Source organism: Microbacterium sp. CH-015 (assembly GCF_049707015.1).
GTDB classification, from domain to species: Bacteria; Actinomycetota; Actinomycetes; order Actinomycetales; family Microbacteriaceae; genus Microbacterium; species Microbacterium aurum.
The window spans coordinates 57,839-70,422 of sequence record NZ_JBNAFJ010000009.1 but is presented as its reverse complement, the minus strand read 5'-3'; the positions used below and the strand labels follow the sequence as shown (position 1 = coordinate 70,422).

Sequence of the window (12,584 nt, the reverse complement as noted above, 5' to 3'; positions counted from 1 at the left end):
CCGGCCCCGTCCGGATGATCGGCTGACATTCCTTGTACGGCGACCCTGTGCGCATACGCGCAGAGGCCACCGATCCGGGCGCACCTGCCCAGAAATCCCCTCATGTCTGACATCACCTTCGGCGCGCTCGGCGTGCCCGCCCCCCTGCTCGACGTCCTCGCGAAGGACGGCAAGGCCACGGCCTTCCCGATCCAGGTCGACACCCTGCCTGACACGCTCGCCGGCCGCGACGTGCTCGGCCGCGGCAAGACCGGATCGGGCAAGACGCTCGCCTTCTCCATCCCCATGGCTGCGCGCCTCGGCGGCGCTCTTGCCGGCGGGTCGCGCCGCGCCGGCCGCATCCTCGGCCTCGTGCTCGCCCCGACCCGCGAGCTCGCGACGCAGATCAACGCGACCCTCGAGCCGCTCGCCGCGGCGTATGGCCTCAAGACCACCACGATCTTCGGCGGCGTCAACCAGAACCGCCAGGTCGCGGCCCTGAAGGACGGCGTCGACATCGTCGTCGCGTGCCCGGGGCGGCTGGAAGACCTCATGAAGCAGGGCTTCGTGAAGCTGGATGCCGTGGAGATCACCGTCATCGACGAGGCCGACCACATGGCCGACCTCGGCTTCCTCCCGTCGGTCACGCGCATCCTCGACAAGACTCCGCAGGGCGGTCAGCGCCTGCTGTTCAGCGCCACGCTGGACAACGGCGTCGACAAGCTCGTGGGCCGCTTCCTGCAGAACGAGGTGCTGCATTCCGTCGACGAGGCCAACTCTCCCGTCGCCGCGATGACCCACCACGTCTTCCACGTCGCGGGAGCCGACGAGAAGAAGGAACTCGTCCGCACGCTCGCGTCGGGCACGAGCCGCCGCATCCTCTTCATGCGCACGAAGCACCACGCCAAGAAGCTCGCCCAGCAGCTGACGGCGCAGGGGATTCCCGCGGTCGATCTGCACGGCAACCTGTCGCAGCCGGCACGCGACCGCAACCTCGCCGCGTTCAGCTCGGGCGCCGCGAAGGTGCTCGTCGCGACCGATGTCGCCGCCCGCGGTGTGCACGTCGACGACGTCGAGCTCGTCATCCACGTCGACCCGCCCATGGAGCACAAGGCGTACCTGCACCGCTCGGGCCGCACCGCGCGTGCCGGCGCCGAGGGCTCGGTCGTGACGATCGTCATGCCCGGCCAGGAGAAGGACGTCAAGGACCTGCTCCGCAAGGCCGCCATCTCGGTGGCCCCGGTGCGGGTGTCGGCGACCTCGTCCGAGGTGACCGAGCTCGTCGGCGAGGTCGCCGCGTACGTGACGCCCGCGCCCAAGGTCGAGCAGCCCGCTCGCGGTCAGGGCGGCGGCCGCAGCCAGGGAGCGAACGCCCAGCGCAAGCGCGCCGCGCGCGAGGGCCAGGGTGCCGCCCGCGGCGGTCAGGGCGCCGGCCGCGGCGGTCCGTCCGCGCAGCGCGCCGACCGCTCGGGTCGCCCCGCCGCCGCTCGCGACCAGGTGCGCCACGACGGCTCCGGCCGTCCCGCCGCCGACCGCACGCACGGCTCGGGTCGCGCCGCGGCGCAGCCCGCCGCGGGCAACGCCCGCACCACCGGCCGCCGCGCCTCCCACGGCGGCGCGTCCGGCGGCAAGCTCATGGTCGGCTCGGTCGTCCGCACCAACGGCGGAGGCCAGCGCCGCGGGCGCTGACCTCAGCGCCGCGGGCGCTGACCCCGGCTCCGCGGGGGCGCTGCCCCCGCCTGCCGGGGCCACCGCCTGCCCGGGCCCCCGCGGGACCTCGTCAGCGACCCCGCAGAAGGTCGGCCGTGCGCTCGCCGATGACGATCGCGGGCGCGTTGGTGTGGCCGCGGATGACCGTCGGCATGACCGACGCGTCGGCGACCCGCAGCCCCGCCACGCCCCGTACGCGCAGCTCGGGGTCGACGACGGATGCCGCGTCCTCTCCCATGCGCGCGGTCCCGACCGGGTGGTACAGGGTGTGGGAGTAGCGCCGCAGCGACAGCTCGATCCGCTCCTCGGGCGTCATGTCCTCGCCGCCGGCGGGCTGCACCCAGCCGCCGGTGGTGACGGACCGAAGGGCGTCGGTGGCGATCAGCCGCTCGCACTCCGCGAGTCCTGCCCGCAGCGTCGCCGCGTCGATGCCGTCGGGGTCGGTGAGGTAGCCGGGGTCGATGACCGCGGGCTCCGCCGGATCGGCGGAGGCCAGCCGGATCGTGCCGCGGCTGCGCGGCCGCAGCAGGATCGCCCCGACGGTGATGCCCTCCGCGGGCAGCGGCACGAGACCCTCGCCGACGTACGGGGCCGCCGCGAAGATGATCTCGATGTCCGGAAGGCCGGCGGCGGCGCCGACGCGGTCGGCGACCTCCGTGCGCGCGAACCCGTACGCCTCGGCGACGTTCGAGGTCAGCATGCCCCGTCGCGACGACAGGTAGCGGGCGAGCTGCGCCGGCTTCTCGGCGCCGTACAGCGTGCCGCCGCGGGCGGCGGGCGCGAGGCCGGCGACGAGATGATCCTGCAGGTTCTCTCCGACGCCCGGGGCGTCGACCCGCACCGCGATGCCGTGCGCGGCGAGGTGCGCCGCGGGGCCGATGCCGCTCAGCATGAGCAGCTGCGGGGTGTTGATCGCCCCGCCGCACAGGATCACCTCGCGCCGCGCCCGCACGTGCCGCGTGAGGCCCGCGAGGTCGACGTACACCCCGGTCGCCCGCGGCTGGAAGCCTTCGCCTGCGTCGGGGTCGGCGAAGGTGACCCGCCGCACGAGGGCGTCGGTGAGCACTCGCAGGTTGCGCCGCCGCGCCGCGGGGCGCAGGTACGCGTCGGCCGTCGATGCCCGGGCGCCGCGGTGCTGCGTCACCATCGTCTGGGAGAATCCCTGCCCCGCGGGCAGGTTGGCGGGGGTAACCGGATGCCGGAGCTCGCGCGCCGCGGCGAGGAACGCCGCCGTGTGGGGGCGCGGGTCGCGCTGGTGCTCGACGGCCTGCGGGCCGGTGACGCCCTGTGTGGCGTCGGCCGGGTCCTGGGTGCGTTCCACGCGCGCGAAGTACGGCGCCAGCGCCTGCCACGACCACGTGTTGCCGGCGACCGTCGCCCATTCGTCGTAATCGGCAGCGAACCCGCGCACCCACATCATGGCGTTCAGCGACGACGATCCGCCGAGCGTCCGGCCCCGGGGCCAGTAGACGGTGCGTCCCTCGAGTTCGCGCTGCGGGACGGTGTCGTAGTTCCAGTCGTAGCGGCCGCGGAACAGCTTCGAGAACGCCGCCGGGATGTGAAGCTCCAGTGCCCGGTCCACGGGCCCGGCCTCCAGCAGGATCACACTCACGGCGGCATCCTCACTCAACCGTGCCGCGAGCGTGGCTCCCGCCGACCCCGCGCCGACGACGACGTAGTCGGCCTCGAGCGCCGGCGCGCCTCGGCGCCGGCCGCGGGGGCGATCAGGCACCGAACGCCTTCACGAGCGTGACCGCCATCTTGGCCCAGTCGCCGTCGATGCGGAATCGCGTGAACCCCTCGCACACCGCCGCGCCGGTGCGAGACGTGACGAACCACGGCGGTTTCGGCAGCACCGAGCCCTGCGACAGCGCGCGGCCGCCGACCATCGACGACACCGATCGCGGGAACGGTCGGAAGGGACCGCGGACCACCGTGCGCTCCACGCCGTCGAGCAGGAACGCGTTGTGGACGACGCCCATGCCGCTCGGGGCATGTTCCAATGTGCCGCCGGGGTAGGCGCCCCACGTGGCGGTCGGCGTGAGGAAGCCGAACGCGGTCCAGGCGTTCAGGGCGACGGTCCCGTAGCGCAGCTCGGCGATCGCGTGCTCCACGCCGTCGCCGAGCGCGGCCTGCGTGACGGGGTCGATCAGGACGTTCGCGCCCAGCGTCCCGGTCAGCCGGTCGTTGGCGTGGCGGACCGCGGCGTCGAAGAACTCCTGCCCCGTGCCCGGCAGTGTGACCACGCCGAGCACCGGCGCGAAGTACTCGGTGGTCTCCAGGTCGGCGGCGTCGGTCTCGGTGGTCTCCACGAGCGCGCGCGTCCCGCCGCCGCACCACGCGGCATCCGGATACGAGGCGCGCGCGGTGTCGAGCCGGCTCTGGCTGTGCGGGTACCAGACCGGGCGCGAGGGGGCCCGGTCGTAGGCGGTGCGCAGTTCATGCAGGAACTCCCGCCGCTGCGGCCAGTCCGCCGAGATCAGCACGACCTGGCCGGCGATGCAGTTGTGCCCGCTGTTGTGCAGGCGCATCGTCACGATGTGCTCGGCCTGGAAGCGCAGGTCGGCGCGCGACCACGATCCGGGCACCACGATGATGGGCGAGACGCCGCCGAGCTCCGCCGAGATAGGCGCCTTCAGCAGGGGTCGCCCCTCCCGCCGCCGACGGGTCGCCGCGCCGCCGGTTCCCCAGACGATGGCGCGGAAGGTCGCCTCCGATCCGGTGATGTGCACGTGCGAGATCGACGGATGCTGCGTGAGATAGGCGCCGATATCGCCGCCGCCGCGAACGATGCGCAGGAAGCCCGGCTCGATGAGCGGCGCGAGCGCCCGCTCGAAGATCGGCACCATCGCGTCCTGCGTCGGGTTCACCTTGAGGATCGACACGCGGTTGAAGGCGACCAGCTCGTACAGCACGTCGAGGTACGGGATCGAGGTGATGTTGCCGGCCCCGAGCACGAGGCCCACGCCGCCGGAGGCGGCGGGCTCGCGCTGTCCGAGCCCGGCGGTGCGTCGCGCCTCGGCGGCCGTGACGCCCGGCTGCAGCCAGACCTCGGTGGAGTAGCCCGACAGCAGCAGCCGGTCGGTCGCCGTCAGCGGCGACGTGTGGACGACCGTGCGCCCGCCGGGGGCGGTGCCGAGCCGTGCCTTCTCGATCGGCGAGCGGCCCGCCGCGAGGGCGCCGAGCGTGTCGGCATACGCGTCGAGCGCGACGAGCGCCGCGTACGGCCCCGACAGCCACTCCTCGCCGCGCAGCGGATGTCCGGGGGCGAGTCCCTTGGACATCGCCGCGGTATCGGCCCACTCCGCGGCGACGGCCGCGGTGGACACCCGCAGCCGCTGCATCAGCGTGCGGCGCTGCCCGAGGCTCAGCAGGCTCCAGGCGCGGGCGCCGGTCTGCAGCTCGGTGATCGCGGCGTCCAGGGGTGCGCGCACGTCGGCCGCGAGCTCCTCGTCCGCCGCGCGCTGGGGTGCCTTCGTCGTGTGTCCGCTCGTGGCCACGGCTTCTCCTTCGATTCCGTTCGCGCCGCTGCCGGCGCGCTCAGTCTACGTCGGCGGCACTACGTGTCAGCCGGCGTGCGACTCGATGTCGTCCCGCCGCAGCCGGTACCGGGCGAGGGGGATGAGGCTGAGCAGCACGAGGGCGGCCGGCAGCACGCTGAAACTCAGCACGATGCCCGCGACCGCGGCATCCGGCTGGGTCACGTTCTCGCCCGCGGTCCGCTCGACGTAGCCGGACGCCGCCAGCACGACGGCGAGGACGGTCGCGCCGAGCGCGAACCCGGTCGTCTCGCCCGCCGTCCACACCCCGCCGAACGCCCCCGCCCGACCCGGGCCGTGCAGGCGCGCGTCGTGGCTGATGACGTCGGGGAGCATCGCCATCGGCAGCGACTGCATGCCCGCGTAGGCGATGCCGGCGACGGCAACCGACGCGTAGAGCCAGGTCCCCGGCGCCCACAGCGCGACGACCGTGGAGCCCGCCGCGACGAGGAAGAGCGTCGCCGCGAGCGTGAACGCACGCTCCTTGCCGATACGGCGCGCGAGCACGCCCCACGCGGGAGCGGCCACGAGGGCCGGGGCGATGAGCGCGACGAACAGCAGCGTGACGGCGTCTTCGCTGCGCAGCACCCACGTCGCCAGATACTGCGCCCCGGCGAGCATGAGACCGGTGGCGAGCGCCTGCAGAACGAAGGTCAGCAGCAGCGCGCGGAAGGGCTGGCGGCGGCGGAGGGTCTCGAAGGCGGCGCGGAAGTTGTCTCGGATGCCGCCACCCGGCGTCGAGGCATCGCGCCCGATCGGGTGCACCGGTGCGTCCCCGACGCTGTCCGCGACGAGGGTCGCCTGCTCGGCGGCGCTCGTGCCGGCGGCGGCCATCGCGGAACGGGCGCGCAGTCCTCGCTGGGCGACGGCGGTGGCCACCAGCATCCCGACTCCGATCGTGACACCCGCCACGACACCCATCAGGAGGTACCCCGTCGTCGGGTCGCCGGTGGCCTTGCGCAGGAGCGGCCCGCCGGCGCCGAACAGCAGGATCGCGAAGGTCAGCACGACGACGCGCCAGGTCAGCAGCCGCGTGCGCTCGTCGTAGCGGTCGGTGAACTCGGCGGGCAGGGCGATGTACGGCACCTGGAACAGGCTGAACGCCGTCGCGGTGAGGACGAACGCGACGAGCACCCAGACGGCGCCGGCCGCGGGGGCGAGGGCGGGCGGCACCGCGAAGGTGAGGGCGAACAGCACCGGCAGGCTGATCGCCCCGACGAGCATGAGGCGCCGGCGCGAGCCGTGGCGCGCGAGGTCGGCGTCGCTCAGCGCGCCGACGACGGGGTCGATGACGACGTCCCACACCTTCGCGACGGTCACGATGACGCCGGCCATGAGGGCGGCGACGCCGAGGCTGTCCGTCAGGTAATAGGTGAGGACGAGGCCGGGCAGGGTCGCGAACCCGCCGGTGCCGATCGAGCCCGCGGCGTAGGTCGAGATGGTCGCGCGCGAGAGCCTGCCCCCGCGCAGGACCGGTGCATCGATGCCCATGCGGCCACCCTAACGGTCACCGCGCGGGCCGCCGCGGTCAGATGAGGGAGAGCTCCCGCAGCTTCGCCTCGACGTCGGCGTTGGTCGGCTCGACGTGGTGCGACGCGTCGGGGTACACGACCACGGGGATGTTGGTGCGCCCGGAGATCTCGCGTGCGACGTCGGCGGCGGCCGGGTCGGCGACGAGGTCGACGTACGTGTAGGCGATGCCCAGGTCGTCGAGTTGCTTCTTGGTGCGGATGCAGTCGCGGCACCAGTCCGCGCCGAACATCGTGATGGGGGTGTCGGAGGTCATGACTCCAGCGTACGTCCGCCCGCCTGGGCGACGGCCGGTTCGGCGGCCGCCACCGCGGCCATGCGCTTGGGGGCGTAGACGACGAGGGCGTGGAAGACGAAGCGGACGACGAACGCGGCGAGGAGTGTCAGGGCGGCGGCCAGGACGCTCGGCACGTGCGCGCTCTCGACGAGGACGCTCATCACCGGGATGCGCACGAGGGCCTCGATGTTGTTGAACGTGAACGACTTGATGAACCGCGACCGCATGCGGCCGGACTCGGCGCGCATGTCGGCGAAGACGAGGTACTCCAGCAGCAGGAAGTTCGCGATGATCGTGATCTCGCTCGCGATGATCGCCGCGACGACGTACTCCATGCCGAGGCGGATGAGCCCCCACATGATGATGAGGTTGGCGATCGCCCCGACGCCGCCGACGAGGGCGAAGGCCGACATGCGGCCGAACCGGAGCATCGCGAGCTGCGTGAGGAAGCGGATGCCCTGCGTGAACGACGCCTTCGACTCGCCGGCGAAGCGGGTCGCGAACGCGAAGGGGATCTCGCCGACGCGCATCTGCCGGCGGGCGAGGATCTCCAGCAGGATCTTGAACCCGCGCGGCCGCAGCTGATCGAGCTCCACCGCGTCGCGGTCGACGAGGAAGAACCCCGTCATCGGGTCGGAGCAGCCGTGCAGCTTCCGCGGGAACATCGACTTCGTCAGCGCCGTCGAGGCGCGCGAGACCGCCGTGCGGGTCGCCCCCGCGAGGCCTCCCGAGGTGCCGCCGGCGATGTAGCGGCTGGCGACGACGACGTCGACGTCGCCGCGAGCGGCGCGGTCGACCATGCGGGGGATGTCCTCGGGCGGATGCTGCAGGTCGCCGTCCATGACCAGGCACCACCGCGCCCGCGCGGCGTGGAAGCCCTCCAGCACGGCTCCGCCGAGGCCCGCGTCGGGGGCATCGCGGTGGATGAGCCGGACCGGGAAGTCCGCGGCATCCGCCACCTGAGCGATGACATCGGGGGTCTCATCGGTGGAGTCGTCGACGAAGACGATCTCGAAGTCCGTCCCGGCCAGGGCCGCTCCGATGCGACGGACCAGCTCGGCGACGTTCGGCCCCTCGTTGAAGGTGGGGACGATGACGGACAGTTCCATGTCGGCGGCTCACGATCGTCTGGGGGACGGGATCGTCTCAGCGTAACGGCCGGTCTTACGGCCTGTCCTGTGTGTGATCTGTCAGTTCGTTATGCGACACGCAGGTGTCACCTGTCGTTCACCACGGCCGCGGCGGGTGCCGCGGCTCACCCGATGAGGTCCTTCAGAGCGGCCACGCCCATGCCGAAGTTGATGCGCACGCACGGCAGCGCGAGCTTGTCGGAGCCGACCGAGACATAGCCCTGCTCGATCGTCCGCGCCATCTCGAACCCGGCCATCGTGAGGCCCTGCTTGGAGCGGTCGTCGTAGTGCCCGTACGGGTAGGCCATGATCTCGGTCGCGCCGGCGGTGACGCCGATGCCGCGCAGCGCCTCGGCGGAGACGGTCATGTCGGCGGCGATCTCCTCGGGGGTGAGGTTGACCATCTGGCCTTTGCCGTTGGCGCCGGCGGTGTGCATGTTGGGCGGTGTGCATGTTGTTCGTGTGCGAGCGGGGCAGGATGAACCGGTTCTGCGGCACGGCCCCATCGCCGGTGATGTCGAAGGAGGTCGCCATCACCTGGAGCTGCTCGTTGATGGGTGAGGCCATCGTGAGCCACGTGGGGTCGGCGTCGTCGTCGGTGATGATGACGGAGTGGTCGGGCAGGTACAGGGCGCCGTCGATGAAGGCACTGAGTTCGTCCCACGTGGGCAGGTAGAACGCCTGATCCTTGATGTACTGCATCGAGGCGCGGTAGTCCTCGATGTAGGAGTAGTTGCCGCGCAGCCATCCGCTCTCGCCCTCGGGCTTGTCGGTGAACTGGTGGTACATGAGGATCGGGATCCGCGCCTTCGCCGCGGTCACCGCGTCCGGCGTCGTCCACGCGCCGTAGAGCGTCACCTGCTGATCGGTGCACGCGACGAGGTTGGAGCCGTTGACGCGCGTGGCGGGGTTGCCGGCGCCGGTGGCGGGGTCGGCGGATGCCGCGGCCGCCGCCCCGGCATCGGGGTACCAGCCGGCGAAGGCGCGGCCGTCGGCGCGCGGGATCGGCAGGTGGTCGTAGAGCCGGTCCTGGATCTGCAGCTGCGGGTCGAGGGTTGCCCCGTCGAGCGTGAAGCTCACGGCGCACACCCCCGGGGTGGCGGCGTTGTCGGCCAGCAGCTGCTCGGCGGGCGTCAGCGGCGTCGGCGTCGGGGTCGGCGACGGCGCTTCGGCGCTCGGTGCGCCGGTCGCGGGATCGGCCGAGTCGGCGGCGCACGCCGCGAGGGCGGTGCCGGCGAGGGCCAGCAGGATGCCGCAGGTCAGCGTGCGGCGCAGCGCCCCGGCCGTGCGGCGGTCACGGATCGTCGTCATGTCGTCCCCTCACGGCGCCCCAGCGCCCGGCTCATCGTACGGCCTGCGGCGGCCCGAATCCCCGAGGCTCGGGCGCGTCCGTGGTCGCCGCCGGACCGCGTGTCAAGTCCCTGGTGCGGCCGGGGCCGATCGCGTGTGCTGGAGGCATGGCGGAAACGGGGCTGGGGGTGCGCGGGGACCGGTCTGCGCGGCAGGCGGAGCACGCCGGGCTCGCCGCTGAGGGCCGCGTGCCGGGCGAGGCGGATGCCGTCACCTTCGGCATCGAAGAGGAGTTCGTCTTCCTCGACCGCCGCACCCTGTGCACCGTCGACGTCGGCGTCGTGGCCGTCGCCGACCTCGGCGAACCGGGATCGAGTGCCGTCGTACGCGAGTTCTTCCCGTCGCAGATCGAGTTCGCGACGCCGATCTGCACGCGGGGTGCCCAGGCGCTCGCCGCGCTGCGGGAATTCCGGGGGCGCCTGGCGGAGTGGGCGGACGATGCCGACGTGCTGGTCGCGGCATCCGGCACGCCTTTCCGCACCGTCGTCGGGCCGGCGACGTGGCACGGCCGCTACGCCGTCATCGCCGACGACATCGCCGGGCTCGCGCCCGAGCATCAGCTGAACGGGCTGCACGTGCACGTCGGCATCCCCGACCGCGACGCGGGGGTGCGGGCGTCGAACTTCCTGCGGCCGTGGCTGCCGGTGCTGCTGGCGCTGTCGGCGAACTCGCCGTTCTGGCAGGGGCAGGACACCGGATTCGCCAGCTGGCGCGCGATCCACAGTCGCCGGTGGACCACGCACTCCACGCCGCCGTACTTCGCCGACGCGGCCGAGTACGACGAGGCGCTGGAGCGGCTCGCGGGGGTCGGCGCGACGTCGGATGCCGGGACGATCAACTGGTACGCGCGGCTTTCGCGGGCCCACCCCACGCTGGAGGTCCGGGTGTGCGACGCGCAGCTCGACCCGACGTCGTCAGTCGCGCTCGCCGCGATCATCCGGGCGCTCGTGGCCACCGGGTTCACGCGCGAGACGCCCCGGCCGCAGCGGTATGAAGGGTTCGACGCGGCGCAGTGGCATGCCGCGCGGCACGGCATGGCGAGCACCCTCGTCGACCCGGTCACGGGGCATCCGGTGCCGGCGGTGGTCGTCGTCGAGGCGCTGCGCGAGCTCGTCGCCGCGCACCTCGACCCGGCGGAGGCGCGCGCCGTCGACGGGTTCCTCGCCCATATCGCCCGCTTCGGAACCGGGGCGGCGCGGCAGCGCCGCGCACACCATCGCCGGCAGCTGGCGGAGTTGTATCGCACACGACTGGCGGGGGAGTGAGATGACCGAAGAGCTCGGCACGGCGCTGGAGACGCCGGCGGTCACCTGGCACGAGCCGGAGGCGCCCCGGCATCCGCTGGTCCACACGCCGGCGTCGCCGCCGGTGCGCGGGCTGGTGTGGGAGCTCATCGACCTCGACTGCTACGCCGTCGGCCGTGACGGGGTCGCGCTCGGGTTCGTCGATGTGGTCGGCCGCGTGTACGTGTCGCTGGCCGGGGCGCGGTACTGCCGGGCTGTGGAGGTGGCGCAGTCGCTGAGCTTCGAGCGCGCCGTCGCGGCGGTCGTGGCGGCTCACGGCGGGCGATGACCGGGCTCGAGCCCCGCGCGGTGCGGATCGGGACCTCGGGGTGGAGTTACGACCACTGGCGCGGGCACCTGTATCCGCCCGGGACGACGTCGGCGGGCCGGTTGGATGCGTACACGGCGGCGTTTGGCGACGCCAATCTCGACTGGTGGGCCGAACGCATCGCCGAGTGGCGCGGCGCGGGGCACGCCGTGGTCGCCTACTTCAACAACGACGGCGCCGGCCACGCCGTTCACGACGCGCGGAGGCTGGTGGCTCGGCTGATGTCATGAGGCGTGCGCGGCGACCGGGCACGAGGCGCAGGATGCCGCGTGGGGGACGACCTCGAGGCGGGCCGGAGGGATCTGGCCGCCGCATCGCGCGCAGATGCCGTAGGTCCCGGCATCCGCCCGGTTCAGCGCCGCCGTGATCTGCTCGATGACGGCGCGGTGCGAGGCCGCGGTCTGGTAGGCGACGGGGTCGACTGTCGGCAGCGCCTGCGGTTCGAGCTCGCGGAGGATGTCGAGACGCTCCTGGAGGTTGTGTTCGAGCAGCTGCTGGAAGAAGGCGACGTCGATCACGTCGCCGTCGACGCGGGTCTGGGGTGTCATGGCGTACTCCTTGGGGACGAAAAAACGCGCCGCAGGTGCGACGCGCTGGGTGACCGGAGGATCCTTGGGTGCAAGGGATTACGGAGGTCCAGCGCGGGAGGCCGACCGCACGAGCGAGCCGCGGCCGTTGGGCTGGGTGATCCGCCGGGGCGGGAGCACCTCGTGGCGTCCGCCTGCGATGTCGGCCGCACCGGTGAACACCGCAGCGTCGCAGGGACGCTCGGAGAGCACGATGGGGGCCGCCATGGTCATGGCCATCACCATAGCCGGGACCGCAGAAAAGGCAAGTCGCGGGGTTTTTCTGCGTCAGTTGACTTCCTCTGGGAAGTGGTTATGGTCGGGGGTTCACCCGCCAGCCAACAACCAGGGGAAGCAGGTCGTCATGTCCGGTAAGTCGCCGAACGCACGCGGAACGAAGAAGGTCGCGCAGGCCTCGATCAAGGAGAAGAGGGCCGCCAAGCGCGCGAAACGCGAGTCGGACCTCATCAAGCCGCGCAAGGGGGCGTGACCGGCGGCGCGGTGCCCACCGACCTGCCCCCGGGAGCTACGGCACTCGTGCGCCGGGGCGCTCGCAGTGGATCGCCCCGACCGGCCGGAGACCGCGTTCCGCGCGGCGGTGGACCTCCATGACGCGGAACCCGGCATCCTCGAGCGCTCGTTCCAGAAGGTACGCGGGCCAGCGGTAGGCGGGCGCGATCGCGTGATCGAACGCCTCGAGCGCGTCGCCGTCGAAGTATCCGAGCAGGAGGCTGCCGCCGGGGCGGAGCGTCCGCGCGAACTCGGCGAGGGGAACGCCGATGCGTGACGGGCCGTGGTGGATGGTCGAGAACCACGCCAGGACGCCGCCGAGAGCCCCGTCGGGCTCGTCGATCGCGTCGATGCTCGCCACGTCGAAGCGGATGCCGCGGTG

General features: G+C 72.8%; 14 protein-coding genes. 5 read left to right on the top strand and 9 right to left on the bottom strand.

The window, feature by feature from the left end; genetic code table 11:
* Positions 1-102: 102 nt before the first annotated feature.
* On the top strand, positions 103-1,668 hold the full coding sequence (locus tag ACPYN4_RS12900; protein ID WP_239281081.1) for a DEAD/DEAH box helicase: 1,566 nt from the start codon (positions 103-105) through the stop codon (positions 1,666-1,668).
* Between the two features lie 91 nt (positions 1,669-1,759).
* Here the strand turns inward: ACPYN4_RS12900 and ACPYN4_RS12895 are convergent, their stop codons facing one another.
* The 6 genes from ACPYN4_RS12895 to ACPYN4_RS12870 all read right to left on the bottom strand — a co-directional run bounded on the left by ACPYN4_RS12895 (position 1,760) and on the right by ACPYN4_RS12870 (position 9,476).
* Complete coding sequence (locus ACPYN4_RS12895) at positions 1,760-3,421, bottom strand: GMC family oxidoreductase (protein WP_287272081.1); 1,662 nt, start codon at positions 3,419-3,421, stop codon at positions 1,760-1,762.
* Positions 3,414-5,189, bottom strand: a complete 1,776-nt coding sequence (locus tag ACPYN4_RS12890; RefSeq protein ID WP_424446568.1) for an aldehyde dehydrogenase family protein — start codon at positions 5,187-5,189, stop codon at positions 3,414-3,416. Before ACPYN4_RS12890 ends, ACPYN4_RS12895 begins: the two co-directional genes overlap by 8 nt.
* 66 nt (positions 5,190-5,255) lie before the next feature.
* Positions 5,256-6,719: an MFS transporter gene (locus tag ACPYN4_RS12885; protein ID WP_424446566.1), complete on the bottom strand. Its 1,464-nt coding sequence runs from the start codon at positions 6,717-6,719 to the stop codon at positions 5,256-5,258.
* A gap of 37 nt (positions 6,720-6,756) precedes the next feature.
* Positions 6,757-7,014 carry a glutaredoxin family protein gene (locus ACPYN4_RS12880; RefSeq protein ID WP_239281085.1) on the bottom strand — a complete coding sequence of 86 codons (258 nt, stop codon included), beginning with the start codon at positions 7,012-7,014 and terminating at the stop codon, positions 6,757-6,759.
* On the bottom strand, positions 7,011-8,144 hold the full coding sequence (locus tag ACPYN4_RS12875) for a glycosyltransferase (RefSeq protein WP_239281086.1): 1,134 nt from the start codon (positions 8,142-8,144) through the stop codon (positions 7,011-7,013). Before ACPYN4_RS12875 ends, ACPYN4_RS12880 begins: the two co-directional genes overlap by 4 nt.
* Before the next feature lie 81 nt (positions 8,145-8,225).
* Positions 8,226-9,476, bottom strand: coding sequence for a hypothetical protein (locus tag ACPYN4_RS12870; RefSeq protein ID WP_287272173.1), 1,251 nt, complete (start codon positions 9,474-9,476; stop codon positions 8,226-8,228).
* Positions 9,477-9,622: 146 nt separating this feature from the next.
* On the opposite strand from ACPYN4_RS12870, the gene ACPYN4_RS12865 reads away from it, so the two are divergent.
* Genes ACPYN4_RS12865 through ACPYN4_RS12855 form a run of 3 tightly spaced genes read left to right on the top strand, consistent with a single transcriptional unit; the run spans position 9,623 to position 11,356 of the window.
* Positions 9,623-10,780, top strand: a complete 1,158-nt coding sequence (locus tag ACPYN4_RS12865) for a carboxylate-amine ligase (protein WP_424446565.1) — start codon at positions 9,623-9,625, stop codon at positions 10,778-10,780.
* A gap of 1 nt (position 10,781) precedes the next feature.
* Positions 10,782-11,087 carry a hypothetical protein gene (locus ACPYN4_RS12860; RefSeq protein WP_239281089.1) on the top strand — a complete coding sequence of 102 codons (306 nt, stop codon included), beginning with the start codon at positions 10,782-10,784 and terminating at the stop codon, positions 11,085-11,087.
* Entirely contained in the window at positions 11,084-11,356 is a 273-nt protein-coding gene (locus tag ACPYN4_RS12855) for a DUF72 domain-containing protein (RefSeq protein ID WP_239281090.1), read from the top strand. Before ACPYN4_RS12860 ends, ACPYN4_RS12855 begins: the two co-directional genes overlap by 4 nt.
* Here ACPYN4_RS12855 and ACPYN4_RS12850 read toward each other — a convergent pair.
* Positions 11,351-11,674 (bottom strand): TraR/DksA family transcriptional regulator, encoded by a 324-nt coding sequence (locus tag ACPYN4_RS12850; protein WP_239281091.1) that lies wholly within the window; start codon positions 11,672-11,674, stop codon positions 11,351-11,353. The two genes, ACPYN4_RS12855 and ACPYN4_RS12850, sit on opposite strands and share 6 nt — an antisense overlap.
* A 78-nt stretch (positions 11,675-11,752) precedes the next feature.
* Positions 11,753-11,926 (bottom strand): hypothetical protein, encoded by a 174-nt coding sequence (locus ACPYN4_RS12845; RefSeq protein ID WP_239281092.1) that lies wholly within the window; start codon positions 11,924-11,926, stop codon positions 11,753-11,755.
* A gap of 130 nt (positions 11,927-12,056) precedes the next feature.
* On the opposite strand from ACPYN4_RS12845, the gene ACPYN4_RS12840 reads away from it, so the two are divergent.
* On the top strand, positions 12,057-12,182 hold the full coding sequence (locus tag ACPYN4_RS12840) for a hypothetical protein (protein WP_275445176.1): 126 nt from the start codon (positions 12,057-12,059) through the stop codon (positions 12,180-12,182).
* A 36-nt stretch (positions 12,183-12,218) separates the two neighbouring features.
* On the opposite strand, the gene ACPYN4_RS12835 is transcribed toward ACPYN4_RS12840, so the two are convergent.
* On the bottom strand, positions 12,219-12,563 hold the full coding sequence (locus ACPYN4_RS12835) for a hypothetical protein (RefSeq protein ID WP_239281093.1): 345 nt from the start codon (positions 12,561-12,563) through the stop codon (positions 12,219-12,221).
* Positions 12,564-12,584: the final 21 nt, after the last annotated feature.

What these genes read in the sequence shown, in the direction of transcription:
- ACPYN4_RS12900 (WP_239281081.1), top strand. Translation starts at nt 103, where the DNA reads ATGTCTGACATCACCTTCGGCGCGCTCGGCGTGCCCGCCCCCCTGCTC.
- ACPYN4_RS12885 (WP_424446566.1), bottom strand. Translation starts at nt 6,719, where the DNA reads ATGGGCATCGATGCACCGGTCCTGCGCGGGGGCAGGCTCTCGCGCGCG.
- ACPYN4_RS12880 (WP_239281085.1), bottom strand. Translation starts at nt 7,014, where the DNA reads ATGACCTCCGACACCCCCATCACGATGTTCGGCGCGGACTGGTGCCGC.
- ACPYN4_RS12875 (WP_239281086.1), bottom strand. Translation starts at nt 8,144, where the DNA reads ATGGAACTGTCCGTCATCGTCCCCACCTTCAACGAGGGGCCGAACGTC.
- ACPYN4_RS12870 (WP_287272173.1), bottom strand. Translation starts at nt 9,476, where the DNA reads ATGACGACGATCCGTGACCGCCGCACGGCCGGGGCGCTGCGCCGCACG.
- ACPYN4_RS12865 (WP_424446565.1), top strand. Translation starts at nt 9,623, where the DNA reads ATGGCGGAAACGGGGCTGGGGGTGCGCGGGGACCGGTCTGCGCGGCAG.
- ACPYN4_RS12860 (WP_239281089.1), top strand. Translation starts at nt 10,782, where the DNA reads ATGACCGAAGAGCTCGGCACGGCGCTGGAGACGCCGGCGGTCACCTGG.
- ACPYN4_RS12855 (WP_239281090.1), top strand. Translation starts at nt 11,084, where the DNA reads ATGACCGGGCTCGAGCCCCGCGCGGTGCGGATCGGGACCTCGGGGTGG.
- ACPYN4_RS12850 (WP_239281091.1), bottom strand. Translation starts at nt 11,674, where the DNA reads ATGACACCCCAGACCCGCGTCGACGGCGACGTGATCGACGTCGCCTTC.
- ACPYN4_RS12845 (WP_239281092.1), bottom strand. Translation starts at nt 11,926, where the DNA reads ATGACCATGGCGGCCCCCATCGTGCTCTCCGAGCGTCCCTGCGACGCT.
- ACPYN4_RS12840 (WP_275445176.1), top strand. Translation starts at nt 12,057, where the DNA reads ATGTCCGGTAAGTCGCCGAACGCACGCGGAACGAAGAAGGTCGCGCAG.